This is a genomic window from Eubacterium sp. BL-380-WT-2B (assembly GCF_009696115.1).
Taxonomy (GTDB): domain Bacteria; phylum Bacillota; class Clostridia; order Eubacteriales; family Eubacteriaceae; genus Eubacterium; species Eubacterium callanderi.
The window spans coordinates 571,657-583,935 of record NZ_VUMP01000002.1 but is presented as its reverse complement, the minus strand read 5'-3'; the positions used below and the strand labels follow the sequence as shown (position 1 = coordinate 583,935).

General features: G+C 49.2%; 12 protein-coding genes. All 12 read right to left on the bottom strand.

Features of this window, described 5'->3' with window-relative positions; all coding sequences use genetic code 11:
* Positions 1-8 precede the first annotated feature (8 nt).
* Positions 9-446 (bottom strand): DUF5684 domain-containing protein, encoded by a 438-nt coding sequence (locus FYJ53_RS05665; protein ID WP_154557113.1) that lies wholly within the window; start codon positions 444-446, stop codon positions 9-11.
* Positions 443-2,437: a chitobiase/beta-hexosaminidase C-terminal domain-containing protein gene (locus tag FYJ53_RS05660; protein ID WP_154557112.1), complete on the bottom strand. Its 1,995-nt coding sequence runs from the start codon at positions 2,435-2,437 to the stop codon at positions 443-445. The genes FYJ53_RS05665 and FYJ53_RS05660 overlap by 4 nt, the downstream gene beginning before the upstream one ends.
* Before the next feature lie 45 nt (positions 2,438-2,482).
* Positions 2,483-3,391, bottom strand: a complete 909-nt coding sequence (locus FYJ53_RS05655) for a CPBP family intramembrane glutamic endopeptidase (protein WP_154557111.1) — start codon at positions 3,389-3,391, stop codon at positions 2,483-2,485.
* 135 nt (positions 3,392-3,526) lie between these two features.
* Entirely contained in the window at positions 3,527-4,876 is a 1,350-nt protein-coding gene (locus FYJ53_RS05650) for a GHKL domain-containing protein (protein WP_154557110.1), read from the bottom strand.
* A complete protein-coding gene (locus FYJ53_RS05645; protein ID WP_154557109.1) occupies positions 4,873-5,592 on the bottom strand; it encodes a LytTR family DNA-binding domain-containing protein in 720 nt (239 codons plus the stop codon). The genes FYJ53_RS05650 and FYJ53_RS05645 overlap by 4 nt, the downstream gene beginning before the upstream one ends.
* Before the next feature lie 55 nt (positions 5,593-5,647).
* Positions 5,648-6,280, bottom strand: a complete 633-nt coding sequence (locus FYJ53_RS05640; RefSeq protein ID WP_154557108.1) for a zinc ribbon domain-containing protein — start codon at positions 6,278-6,280, stop codon at positions 5,648-5,650.
* A gap of 36 nt (positions 6,281-6,316) precedes the next feature.
* Positions 6,317-6,811, bottom strand: coding sequence for a peptidylprolyl isomerase (locus FYJ53_RS05635; RefSeq protein ID WP_013381554.1), 495 nt, complete (start codon positions 6,809-6,811; stop codon positions 6,317-6,319).
* A gap of 74 nt (positions 6,812-6,885) precedes the next feature.
* On the bottom strand, positions 6,886-7,617 hold the full coding sequence (locus FYJ53_RS05630) for an ABC transporter ATP-binding protein (protein ID WP_154557107.1): 732 nt from the start codon (positions 7,615-7,617) through the stop codon (positions 6,886-6,888).
* Entirely contained in the window at positions 7,610-8,527 is a 918-nt protein-coding gene (locus tag FYJ53_RS05625) for a glycine betaine ABC transporter substrate-binding protein (protein ID WP_154557106.1), read from the bottom strand. Before FYJ53_RS05625 ends, FYJ53_RS05630 begins: the two co-directional genes overlap by 8 nt.
* Complete coding sequence (locus tag FYJ53_RS05620) at positions 8,524-9,153, bottom strand: ABC transporter permease (protein WP_317416941.1); 630 nt, start codon at positions 9,151-9,153, stop codon at positions 8,524-8,526. Before FYJ53_RS05620 ends, FYJ53_RS05625 begins: the two co-directional genes overlap by 4 nt.
* 123 nt (positions 9,154-9,276) lie before the next feature.
* Entirely contained in the window at positions 9,277-9,696 is a 420-nt protein-coding gene (locus FYJ53_RS05615; RefSeq protein WP_013381556.1) for a Fur family transcriptional regulator, read from the bottom strand.
* Between the two features lie 209 nt (positions 9,697-9,905).
* Positions 9,906-12,275 (bottom strand): endonuclease MutS2, encoded by a 2,370-nt coding sequence (locus tag FYJ53_RS05610; RefSeq protein ID WP_154557105.1) that lies wholly within the window; start codon positions 12,273-12,275, stop codon positions 9,906-9,908.
* Positions 12,276-12,279: the final 4 nt, after the last annotated feature.

Below are 12,279 nucleotides of genomic sequence, written 5' to 3'. Positions count from 1 at the left end.
TCTTCTTTTCAGTTCTGGTCTGGATTGCCCTTGTACTCTGCGCTTCCAAAGCCAAGGATCAATATGAAAACAGGTCTCAGCAAAAGCAGGCCGATGGTGTAGCCTGCTCCGTGCCCAAAGGCCTTTGACAGCTTATGGGTCTGGATGATCATCAGGACAAAGGATGCTAAAGAGAGCAGACTGCTGATAGAGACCAGCGCGCCGTTTTCGGAAGCCCCCATAAAGCCGCCCACCACAACGCAGGCCAGATAAACCCAGAACATGCTGGTTTTCCAGCTGATCTTATACAGGATATAGCTGCCGTAAATTGGAATCAGTGATTTCCAGCCAGGCTCGCCTGCTTTTTCAAACAGCTTCCAGCCTGCTACCAGGATGAATACATACCAGGCCAGGGCTAAAAGCAGCCCGACCATACCCGTTGTCTCATAGAAATAATTGTAGGTCATTTTTTAACTCTCTTTCTGATTAAAATACATCCGCCTGTGGCCAGAAGCAGGAGCGCCGCGGCTGCCAGAAGGGTTTGTGCCTGTGTACCCGTAATGCCAGTGCCCACATTTTTTCCTGAGCCGGTGGGGTTTGCGCCCTCGGCGTTTTTGTCGGTGATAGTGCCTTCTCCGGTGCCGGCCGGCGCTTCGGTTTTCACCTTATAGCTAAAGGCTGCCACGTCGGAGGTACCGTACGCATCGGCTGTGATGGCCTTGATGGTCATGTCCTGATCCACAGTGATGGGTTCTTCGTAGACCATGCCGGTTTCAGCGGTGGGGGCGGTGCCGTCTGTGGTGTAGCGCAGGGTGACGCCGGTATCTGTTGTGCTCAGAGTTACCGGGGTACCCTTATCCACAGTCATGGCGCCATCAACCGGGCTGTAGCCCTCAGCGGTCACGCCGTCGTAGTTGATGGTAATGCCGAGGTGGCGGATATGTTCGCCCGCTGCCGCCTTATCGACGGTGATACTGCCGTTTTCGATTTTGGTGAAGGTGGCTGTGCCTGCGCCGATCAGCTTCTGTGGTGCGTCTACCGCACTGGTGATGGTTGGTCTGGCTGCCTGAGAAAGGGAAAAGTTCCCCAGATTGTCGCCAAAGCTGTAAATGCCGTCTTTCTGTTGGAAGAAATTAGCTAAAGTATAGTTTCGGATAAGTGCGTCAAAGTCCTTGACCTGTGTGCCCTCGCCCATATAGCCCATTTTGGTCAACGCGTCTGTCACTGCTTCTTTATCGCAGGTTCCAAGACTAATCTGTTCATCGCTTACAGGGCTTTTTCTGGTCTCGCGGTTGGTATTTAGTATGGTTTTATATATTTCATCACCGCCGCCTTCCAAGCCTTCGGTCTGGCTGGCCAGATAACGCCCGAAAAGGTACCAGTTTATATAAGCGCCTGTACCGGCTGTATCCACCCTTCCCTGAGGCACATACAGGCCTGAGAAAACCATGGGAACGGTAGTGTTATAGGCATCGACATAGGTATTGTAGGCCGTCAGCTGTACATTTGGTACATCACCGCTCACGCCGCAGACAGCTACGGCGTTCTGGGCAAAGGTTTCATTCAGCCAGGTTTCACTGTACGTATAGGACTCGTCCGGCGGTGTGAGCAACTCGCCGCCGCCGGTTTGCGCGTAATTGATCAAATGCTGCCACTCATGGGTGGAAATTCCCATTCCCAGGCTTTCTCCATAGGTTTCGCCATCCATTGTTGCGGCGCTGTTAATGTTGAGCATATCCATTTTATTAGATAGCAGATCGTCTGACGTAAAATGCCCACCTAAATGTGGGTTGGGCATGGGATAAAAAACAAATGCCACCTTGCCGTCACCATCGACGTCAATACTGTCAGAATTTCCAAAAGAAGTGGTGAGGTGTTGATAAATCTCTGTATCAATTTTATCCTTCAGGCCGAGGATAGTGTCCTCGGTCGCGAAGCCACCTTTATTCTCTGTGTCCAGCCAGAAGGTTGTGTGGTCTCCGACGGCGATACACTTTGCTTCAAAAGGAGCACCAGTCACATGGGTGCTTGATGTAAATGTTCTGGTATCGCCCACTTTATAGGGCACTGTTGCTGCCTGGGCCTGCGCTTCCAGCGATGCCTGAGCGGTATCCTCACTGTTTTCTACGAGGGCTTTTGCCTGTGTTATTTCCTCAGCGGCTGTTTCCACCGTATTTGCCGGAATCACCTGGCCGTCATTTCCTGTCGCTCCCGGGATTCCTGTCACCTCCCAGCTTTCATAAAAATCCTTATCCATATCCAGATCTTCCAGATGATCTGGATCAAAATATTTAAGCGGGTCAAAATCATACCGCGTATTCTGTGTCATCAGAATATCGCCGCTGTACACGCCGTCTTTCCCTTCATCAACGGTGATGGTCTGCGCAAAAGCAGGCGATGCTGTGGCCAGGCACAGCATCAGGGAAATGAATACTGCAAAAATCCGTTTCTTTTTCATATAATTACCTCTCTTTATTTTTATTCCAGCCTTTCGGCCTGAAAGCTAAGCCTGTGCGCTCCGGTCAATGGGTTTTACCAAAAACACAATCGTGATCAAGACAATTGTAGTAAGCGTTGTAAAAATACTGGCCTCCAGTCCAAAGCTGCCGCCGGTCAGTATGGGGTTTCCCTCTGCGATCTGGGCGGAGAGGATGGCAGCGCTCTTTTCGTGACCACTCACTGAAAAGCCGAACAGGTTTCCCTGGGTAAAGTTCCAGGCTGTGTGAAAGCCTGCTGCCATCCAAATGCTGCCCCGCCTCAGAATAACCAACGCCAAAAAGACGCCGACGATGAAAATATTGAACAGAGGCAGAAAGTTAAGCCCCGTTGCTTTGATATGGGCCAGAGAAAAAAACGCAGCACTGATGACTGCGCTGGCCCAGAGAGGCAGCTTTTGGGACAAGGTCACCATCAAATAGCCTCTGGTGATGACTTCCTCGGTCATCCCCTGCACCATGTAGCTGACAAAGAGGAACAGAATACTGCCCCACGCGATGTCGGGCATCAGGCCGTTAATTTTGACCACGCCAGCCAGCATCCCAAAGCCCACGCAGGCCACAAAGCCGATAAAGCCAGCGGCTATTCCCACCAGATATTCACTGCCCAGGCCGGCTTTTACATAGCCCAGCCCGCGGGGACGCCGCTTTTCGATAAACCAGCAGCAGGCAATGGCGCCGACGATGCCGATGATATTCAAAAAATTTATGATTGCTTCAGGGCTTCCCACAGGCCACGCCGAGGAGTCCAGCGTTTTAATATAAGCGCCGCCCATTTTTGTCAGCTTGAAATAAACCAGAAAAAACACAATGAATGATGCGATTTCAATGATAAAACGCTGGTTCGTCTCTGCCTTCCGGACCTCTTTCATAAAAGCCGGACGAGAAAACAGCCGATCTATTCTTTTTTCATACATATTGTCGATCTCCTCCTTATTCTCTGTTATGTTTCATAATATCCATCGTAAACGTTGTTATTATTATATCACGATTATCCACTAAAAAAAGTGCAACTCATCACGTTTACACGCAGTTCGTCACACTTTAAAGGGCTATTCTAAACACAAACTGATCTTTGTTACATAAAAGTTGCCTTCTGGGCCAGCGTTCACCTGGCCGTCGTGGGCCTGGACAATGGCGGCCACACTTTTCATCCCCACTCCGCTGCCGTGTTCTGAAGCTGACACTTTGGGCTTCTGGCTGTTTTCCATGACAATCACGAGGGAAGCGCCAATACATTCGGCGCGAAGGTCAATAAAGGTTATTCCCTCTGTTACCTGCCTGCAGGCGTTCAGGGCGTTTTCTAAAATATTTGAAAAGAGAACGGTCAAATCCACTGGGCTGATCCCCGGAAGCTCTGGAAGCACAATACGGTGTCTTAGCTCAATGCCATCCTTCTGGCATAAATCCAGGTAGTAGAGCACAATATTATTGATCAGATAATTCTGGCATACCGTAACCTGCGACTGAACATCCATGCGTTCCATATAGGTTTGGGTGTAGGCCTCTGCGCCTTCGCGGTCGCCTTTTTTCAGCATACTGCCAATCTGCCGCATATGATGGCGTACATCATGCTGGGCAGCCCGGGCCTGTTCAATGCTGCTCATCATCTTACGGTAGCTGAGGGCGTCGATTTCGACCTGCTGGACCAGTCGCTGGGCTTCTTCCTCTGCCTTCATGGTCTGAGCGCTCTGGCGCACAATGGAAAAGAAAAGGGTAAAGGAAAAAAACACGCAGAGTGTCAGGCTGAAAAAGACAATGAGCATCGGCGGGGTATAAAAGGTTCTGGCGCCTGTAACTGTCGCAAAACTGACGCCGTAGATCAGCATGAGCAGGATGATCCCTGAGCCGATTTTACGCGTGATCGCAGGCTCCATATTTTTGAGGGCAGGCCGTACCTGCCTGCGCATAAACACCGCTGCCACCGGCACTAACAGAACATCAAGCGCCATATAAAAATACAGTGATCCATCCTGCAACAGCACACCGGCTTCCTCGACCTGCCAGGGGTTTACATTACTGTACAGCGTACCCAGGGCTGTTGTAAAAGCTGCGTAGGTAAAACCCATGGCGTAGACCAGGATTTTTTTCATCGCTGTGCTCCGCACACAGTAAAAATAGAGCGCCAGACAGACGAGCATGGTTACAAAACGGACCAGATTATCCGCTGTCGTAATGGCATTATCTCCTGTAAACAGGGTCTCATTCCTGACCAGCATCGCAGTCTCTGCGAGTGAAAGAAGCGCCATGCTGGCAATCCCCAGTGATACCAGTCTTTTTGGGGGCAGGCGGTAGTCTTCCCTGTCAAAAGGCAGCAGGCAGATAAAAGCAACGGGTACCACCTGAAACCAGAAGCCCAGCAGATAGCGCGCGAACATATTGGCATTGAGAAAAACATTCATAGAGGGCCCTTCTGCACCTGATGATACTGGTAATCGTAATATTTTCCGCGGATTTCCTTAGCGTGCTGACGGCTGAGCATGATTTCTTCGCCGGATTTCATTCTGCAGGTTCCGTTTTTAATTGTCTGGATCGCATCCATATTAACCACTACGCCCCGCCTGAGCATAAGCATTTCTGCACTCAGCTGCTCCTGGATTTTTTTGAGCTGACAGCGTGTTCTGATGACCTCACCACTGTCCATATAAATCAGAAGATAATTACCCTGGGATTCCAATTTTTCAATTTTTTGCTGGTCAATCCGAAGAGTCTCCTGGCGCTGCCGGATCGTGAGCGCTGTCACCATGTCCTGTTGTCTTATGCACTGCCGAAGCGCCTCAACAACCAGCTTCTGTTCCGCAGGCTTAAGAATGTAATCCACAGCTCTGACGCGATAGGATTCTGAAGCAAACTCATTCGACATGGTCAGAAAAATAATCGCTACCTCTGGATTAAGCTTTCGGACAGCCTCTGCCAGCTCGATTCCGTTTTTTTCTTTTAAAAATATATCAATAAACGCAATGTCGGGCGGCTGTTTTCTGATGGCCTTCAGACAGCTTTCTGCGTCCTCAAACACCTGAAAGCAGTGATCAGGAAAAATTCCATTCGCAACCTCTTCAATCAATCGGGCTGCGTTCTCTCTGTCCTCAGCATTGTCTTCACATAAAATAATGAACATAACCCTCTCACCTCTTCAAAAGCCCCGCTCTCACAAAGAAAGCGGGGCTTTATTTTTAATAATAGTAATAATAATTTCCAAAGGCCAGAATCATGGCGACAATGGAGCCAAAAAACATAAAGGAAATGACCACGCCAATGGCCATAATGATTAGCTGTGCCCTCGCGTAATTCTTTTTATTTGGGTCGATGTCGTTGGCTGCGCTCCAATAAATCAGCATAATAAGGTTGACAATTGGAATACAGACGAGAAACAAGGTAAGCAGCCACTCGCCAAGACCCATTATTTTCGGTACCGGGCCGGCCGATGCAGGCTGCAAAAGCTCTGGCCGCTCCGGCTCATTTTCAAAAGCGTTTTTATACTCTGATGCTGCCGGTGTCAGCTCAGCTGTTTCAGGTTCAGCGTCCTCACCGCAGCTGTTATCGTCAATCATGGATGCAACTACCACATCAGCTGCATCGCCAGGGTCTTCTGCCTCACCGCTTTTGGCTGGATTTTCATCCTCCGTCGTATCGCAGCTGGTGTTCTCAATTTTAGCAGCAAATACGTCTGCCGCATCACCCGGGTCTTCTGCCGGGAAGGATTCAGCCATTTTTGTTTCGTCCGGTTTCAGCTCTGCTCCGCAATTGGAACATACCTTATCCTCCGGGTCAATACCGACATAACAATTTGGGCAGTACTTGGTCATAAGATCACTTCCTTTTCGTTTATTTGAACACGGTGTTTACTCTTCGATTACATAAACCCGTTTCATTACCTGGTCTTCATAAGGTTTATCCATATAGTCACGGTCAGCATTGACGATTTCGTCGGCTGCTTCCATGCCTTCTGTCACAGCCCCAAAGGCTGCGTACTGGCCGTCGAGATGCGGTGCGTCCTCGACCATGATAAAGAACTGAGAGCCGGCAGAATCTGGACTCGCTGAGCGTGCCATGGACAGCACGCCTCTTTTGTGCTTCAGGTTATTCTCGACGCCGTTGGCTGCGAACTCACCCTTGATGGTGTGTCCCGGGCCGCCGGTGCCAGTGCCGCTTGGGCAGCCACCCTGAATCATAAAGCCAGGGATCACACGGTGGAAAATCAGGCCGTCATAAAAGCCGTCCTTTACCAAATTTAAAAAGTTTTCGACGCTGATCGGCGCAATATCCGGATACAGCTCTACCTTAATGGTCTTTCCGTTTGCCAGTTCAATGCCGACTACAGGATTTTTTTCACTCATAATTTCCTCCAAATGGTTGATATAAGATTATTACCCTAATGATACACTAAAATATCAAAAAAGAAAAGCACAGCTTAATGGTCACTCACCAGTTCTTTTACAAAGTCGGTAGCCGGATGTTTGCGAATGTTCTCAGGCGTGTCAATCTGTACCAGGCCGCCATGGTCTATGACAGCCACGCGGCTGCCCAGCTTTAACGCCTCCCGAATATCGTGGGTAATGAACACGATCGTCACGCCCAGCTCACGGTGGATTCGCATGATTTCATCCTGAAGCATCCGCCTAGTAATCTCATCGACCGCCCCGAAGGGCTCGTCCATGAGCAGGATATCCGGCGCCGCGGCCAGTGACCGGGCAATACCAACCCGCTGTTGCTGTCCACCGGACAGCTCGCTGGGGTAACGCTCCAGCAAGCTTTCATCAAGCCCCACAATTTTCACCAGGCGCGACACAGCCGCCTCCGTTTTCTGCCTGTTCTGCTTGTTTAAAAGGCTGGGAACATAGGCAATGTTTTTCCTCACCGTCATGTGCGGAAACAGTCCTACTCCTTGAATAGCATAGCCAATATTCCGGCGCAGGGCTATAAGATCGGTTTTTGAGATGTCCCGTCCCTGCACAAAGACTGTACCTTTGTCAGGAATCAGCAGCCCGTTGATCATCTTGAGCAGGGTGGTCTTACCACAGCCGGAGCTGCCGATAATGGTCAAAAACTCTCCTCTGCCGATATCCAGACTGAACCGCTCCAGAATGGCTTCGTCATCATATGCCTTGGTGACGTCCACAAACCGGATAATGGACTCACTCATTGATCAGGCCCTTACTCTTAAGGAATTCCATAGCGACATCGTGCTCATCCCTGTTGTTGACTTCCAGATCATAGTTCATTTTTGCCATTTCTTCATTGGTGATGCTACCATCCATTTTCTTAAGCACTCCCTCCAGCTCTGGATAGTTTTCCAGCGTATCCTCACGAACAACGGTACCGCAATAGTAATTTTTAAAAAAGCCCTTGTCATCGGTCAGAGAGACCGCGTCCGCGACAGACAGCTGTCCATCGGTGGTATAGGCGTTGATAACGTCTACCTCACCGGAGTTCAGGGCGTTGTATTTGAGGCCGATGTCCATGTCCATATGATCCTTGAAGCTGAAGCCATAGGCATCGCAAAGTGCCTGATAACCATCCTCACGTTCATAAAAGTCCGGGTTAGCGCCAAAGGTGATCTCAGGGGTATATTTCGCCAAGTCTGAGAAGGTTTTGATATTGTATTTATCTGCGATCTCCTTGCGCAGCGCCAAGGTATAGGTATTGTTAAATCCGTACATTCCCACCCATTTTAGACCGAACTGCGTATCGTACTCATCGGTCAGAGTGTTCCACAAAGTCTCGTCATCTGGGTACTCGGTTTTTTTCAGGATGTTGTTCCAGGCTGTGCCGGTGTACTCAGGATATAAATCAAAATCTCCCTTGATAAGCGCAGGGTGGATATTGCTGGTACCGCCACCTACCCCCTTGGTGATCTCCACATTCAGATCGGTATTTTCCTGAATCAGGATAGACAGCATCTCTCCCAGGATCAACTGCTCGGTCATGGGTTTGGTGGCGATCTTAATCGTGCCGCTTTTCTTTTGCCCGCCTGCGCTGCATCCGGTGATCATGGCCACGCCGAGCATCAGCGCCAGGGCCAGAGCTCCGATCATTTTTGTTTTCTTTTTCATGCAATCAGTCTCCTTTTTCTATTGATTATTTTAACAATCAGCCCAATCCCAAAATCTAAGATCAGGGCCAAAAGCGCGATAAGAATACTTCCAGCCACGGTCATGGCCATGTTGCTAGTGGTAATTCCCCGGTAAATAGCAACTCCCAGCCCTCCGGCGCCAATGAAGGAAGCGATGCCGGTCAGGGCGATGGTCATAACCACCATGTTCCTGAACCCGGTCAGTATGACTGGCAGGGCCAGGGGCAGCTTGATTTTATAAAGAATCTGAAAATCCGTGCTGCCCATGCCCCGGGCCGCCTCGATCACTGCCGGGCTGATACCGGTGATACCAGTCACGGTATTGCGCACCATGGGCAGCAGGGCGTACACGGTCAGGGCGATAATGGCCGTGGTGTTTCCAATGCCGGTAAAGGGAATCAAAAAACCCAGAAGTGCAATGGAAGGGATGGTGTAGATCACGTTAGTGGTGCCCAGAACCACAGGCGACGCCTTGGGATGCTCACTCACAACCACCCCGAGCACCAGACCGATCACTGCTGCGATGGCAATCGCTGTGCCCGAAATACGCAGGTGCTGAAGGGTCAGCTGCAGGAAAAAGGTCCCGCGTTCTGTATATAGACTCAATATTTCCTCTAGCAAAATTTCACTCCTTTATTAATTGCCAAATAATGATACCACTATTATTATAACATAAAGAAAACCAATAAAAAACCGCCGCATTGCCGCGGCGGCTTTACAGTATCTGCCTTAGGCAGACTGTGAATACAAAGCAATATCCAAATGATCAAGTGTAACGTCCTTGGGAAGCTTATCCTTCAGGTAGTCCTTCAGAAGCACTTCCAGGTCATTGTCGAAATAATCTTCAATCTGATTGGTCTTCTTGTTAAAGATGTGAACGTGAAAACCCGTGCGCGCATCAAAACGCATAACTTCGTTATGATCGTGCAGCTTCAAGATCAATCCTTTTTCCTCGAACGTTTCAAGAATGTTATAGATGGTTCCAACAGACATGATGCTACCTTCATTTTTCAGTTTATCCATGAGCATCTCAGCGCTGGGATGTTCATCCGTTTCTGAAAGAACTTTTAATACGCTTATTCTCTGTGGTGTTGCTTTCAAACCCACACTCTTAATCCGTTCTCTGTATTTCTGTAAATCTGCATTCATCTTTAGAACCACTCCTAGATAATAATTGATGATTTAATTATACTGAATCTCCTGAAATTTGTCAACCATTGTTAACTTTTCTTTATAAAGATAAAGGCTTTTTCCGAAAAAACAGACTTCATTCCATAGTCATCGTTTTTTATTCTAACATGTTTTCAGTCATAAAGCATTCGAAATATTGATGTATTTAAAAAAATACATCCTACGAACTACAGCTCCACAACCGTAACGCCAGAACCGCCCTCATTTTGCGCTCCAAGCCGGAAATCTTTAATCAGGCTGTTATCCTTGAGGTAGGCGTGTATGATCTGGCGTAGTTTGCCAGTGCCCTTGCCGTGGACAATCATGAGCTGATGAGTTCCTGAAACCACCGCATCACTGATCATCTTGTCTACCAGATACAGGGATTCCTCCCCGTTTTTACCCCGAAGGTCAAGCTTAGTGTTCATGGTGTGGCGGTCTGCGCTTTTATAGCTGAACTTCTTTTCCTTTGGCTTGGCAATAGCCTTAGATTTGCTCAGATCTGCCAGCCCTACTTTCAGCTTCATATTGTCAGTCTGGACCATGACGCTGCTGTCCTTTGGCATAATCTTAACCACCTCACCCTCCTTGTGGAGGCTCTTAACATGCACCTTCATGCCCATTTTAATATCGTCGATACCCAGCTCCTCGTCCTCATCGGGCCGGGCGATTTTATACATATCAAAGATATTTTTTTCCTGATCTTTGATCTTTCTTCTCAGGGCCTCCAGCTTTTTATTATCCTTGACGCTCTTGGCAGTGGTTTCCTGAATATATCGGATCTCCTTATAGATTTCTTCTGTCTCTTGACGGGTGTCCCGCACAATGGCGCTGGCCTCTTCCTGGGCGCGCTCGATCATCTCGGCACTTTCAGCCCTGGCCTTTTCCCGTTCATCTGCCATTTCAGCCTTCATATTCTCGATCTGGCGTCTCAGGCGCAGGATCTCCTCGTGCTCGGCCTCGGTCTTTTTGCGCTTTTCCTCGATTTTAATCAGGGTCTCCTCAAAGCGGATGGCTTCATTTTCAATGAGCTTTTTGGAAGCTTCAATGATATCCTCACTCAGGCCCAGCCGCCTCGCAATCTCGAAGGCATTGGATTTTCCAGGCACACCGATGAGCAGCTTAAAGGTTGGACGCAATGTAGCCACATCAAACTCGACCGACGCGTTGACAACACCTCGTGTGACCAGAGCGTATTCCTTAAGTTCACTGTAATGTGTAGTGGACACACTGGTCACACCCCGCTCGTGCAGAGTATTCAAAATGGAGATTGCCAGCGCCGCTCCCTCAGTGGGGTCGGTGCCTGCACCCAGCTCATCAAAGAGCACCAGAGCGTCGGCATCTGCATTCTTCATAATGTCCACAATGTTCGTCATGTGGGAGGAGAAGGTGCTGAGACTCTGCTCAATGCTCTGTTCGTCCCCGATGTCGGCGTAGATATTCTTATACACACGGGTAGCACTGCCCTCCCTGACCGGGACAAACAGCCCGGACTGCACCATGAGGTTCAGTAGACCGATGGTTTTCAAAGTAACGGTTTTACCACCCGTATTAGGTCCGGTGATGATCATGGTGTTGATGTCCTCGTCCATGTAAATATCCGAAGCCACCACCACCTTAGGGTCAATGAGGGGATGGCGTCCTTTAATAAAATGGATTTTGCCCTCCTCACTCACATGGGTAAGCACACCGCCGACAGCCAGGCCATATTTGCCCTTCGCAAACTGAAAGTCCAGTTCAACCAACAGGTTATAGTCCTCAATGACCTCCTCTTTGTAGTTCGCGACCTTTTCGGACAGATCCTTGAGGATGCGGATGATTTCCTTTTCCTCTTCAGCAGCCAGCACCTTAAGGTCGTTGTTGAGCTCGACCACAGCCAGTGGCTCAATGTAAAGGGTGGCGCCGCTGGCCGACCGGTCCAGCACAATGCCGGGAATCTGGCCTCGGTACTCCTGCTTGACGGGCACCACATACCGGTTGTTGCGGATGGTAATGATGCGTTCCTGCAGATATTTTTCATTCTGCGACGCAGAAATAATGCCGTTCAGTTTGTCGGAAATGCGTGTGTTTTTAAAGTTGATCTCGCGCCGGATGCGTGAAAGCTCTCGTGACGCGTTGTCTGCCATCTCGCCCTCGGATAGAATTTTATGGCTGATCTCCTTTTCCAGCTCCTCACAGGGGGCCAGCAGGGTAAACAAATTTTTCAGCTGGTCCAGGGTTTCAAACTGAGTATCATTGTAATAATAATTTTCCATGTCCTTGACAATGCGCAGCAAAGACGCAACGGCCAGCAGCTCCTTCATGGAGAGCATGGCTCCGATGGATGCCCGGTGTACATAGTCGCTGGTATTTTTGATTTCGGAAAGCGGCGGACGCCCGTTGCGCAGCATCATATTAAGCGCTTCACTGGTGACACCAAGTGCTCTTTCTACCTCGTAGACAGTCTCGTAGGGAACCAGGGAGGATGCCCGCTCTTTTGCTCCCTCGCTGACACAGTGTCCCTTGAGTATTTCCAATATTTTAGGGTACTCCAGTACCTTCAGACTTCTTTTGTCCATTTGA

Coding starts and splice junctions, on each gene's coding strand:
- FYJ53_RS05645 (WP_154557109.1), bottom strand. CDS start 5,592: ATGTTCATTATTTTATGTGAAGACAATGCTGAGGACAGAGAGAACGCA.
- FYJ53_RS05665 (WP_154557113.1), bottom strand. CDS start 446: ATGACCTACAATTATTTCTATGAGACAACGGGTATGGTCGGGCTGCTT.
- FYJ53_RS05635 (WP_013381554.1), bottom strand. CDS start 6,811: ATGAGTGAAAAAAATCCTGTAGTCGGCATTGAACTGGCAAACGGAAAG.
- FYJ53_RS05640 (WP_154557108.1), bottom strand. CDS start 6,280: ATGACCAAGTACTGCCCAAATTGTTATGTCGGTATTGACCCGGAGGAT.
- FYJ53_RS05660 (WP_154557112.1), bottom strand. CDS start 2,437: ATGAAAAAGAAACGGATTTTTGCAGTATTCATTTCCCTGATGCTGTGC.
- FYJ53_RS05655 (WP_154557111.1), bottom strand. CDS start 3,391: ATGTATGAAAAAAGAATAGATCGGCTGTTTTCTCGTCCGGCTTTTATG.
- FYJ53_RS05650 (WP_154557110.1), bottom strand. CDS start 4,876: ATGAATGTTTTTCTCAATGCCAATATGTTCGCGCGCTATCTGCTGGGC.
- FYJ53_RS05615 (WP_013381556.1), bottom strand. CDS start 9,696: ATGAATGCAGATTTACAGAAATACAGAGAACGGATTAAGAGTGTGGGT.
- FYJ53_RS05625 (WP_154557106.1), bottom strand. CDS start 8,527: ATGAAAAAGAAAACAAAAATGATCGGAGCTCTGGCCCTGGCGCTGATG.
- FYJ53_RS05630 (WP_154557107.1), bottom strand. CDS start 7,617: ATGAGTGAGTCCATTATCCGGTTTGTGGACGTCACCAAGGCATATGAT.
- FYJ53_RS05610 (WP_154557105.1), bottom strand. CDS start 12,275: ATGGACAAAAGAAGTCTGAAGGTACTGGAGTACCCTAAAATATTGGAA.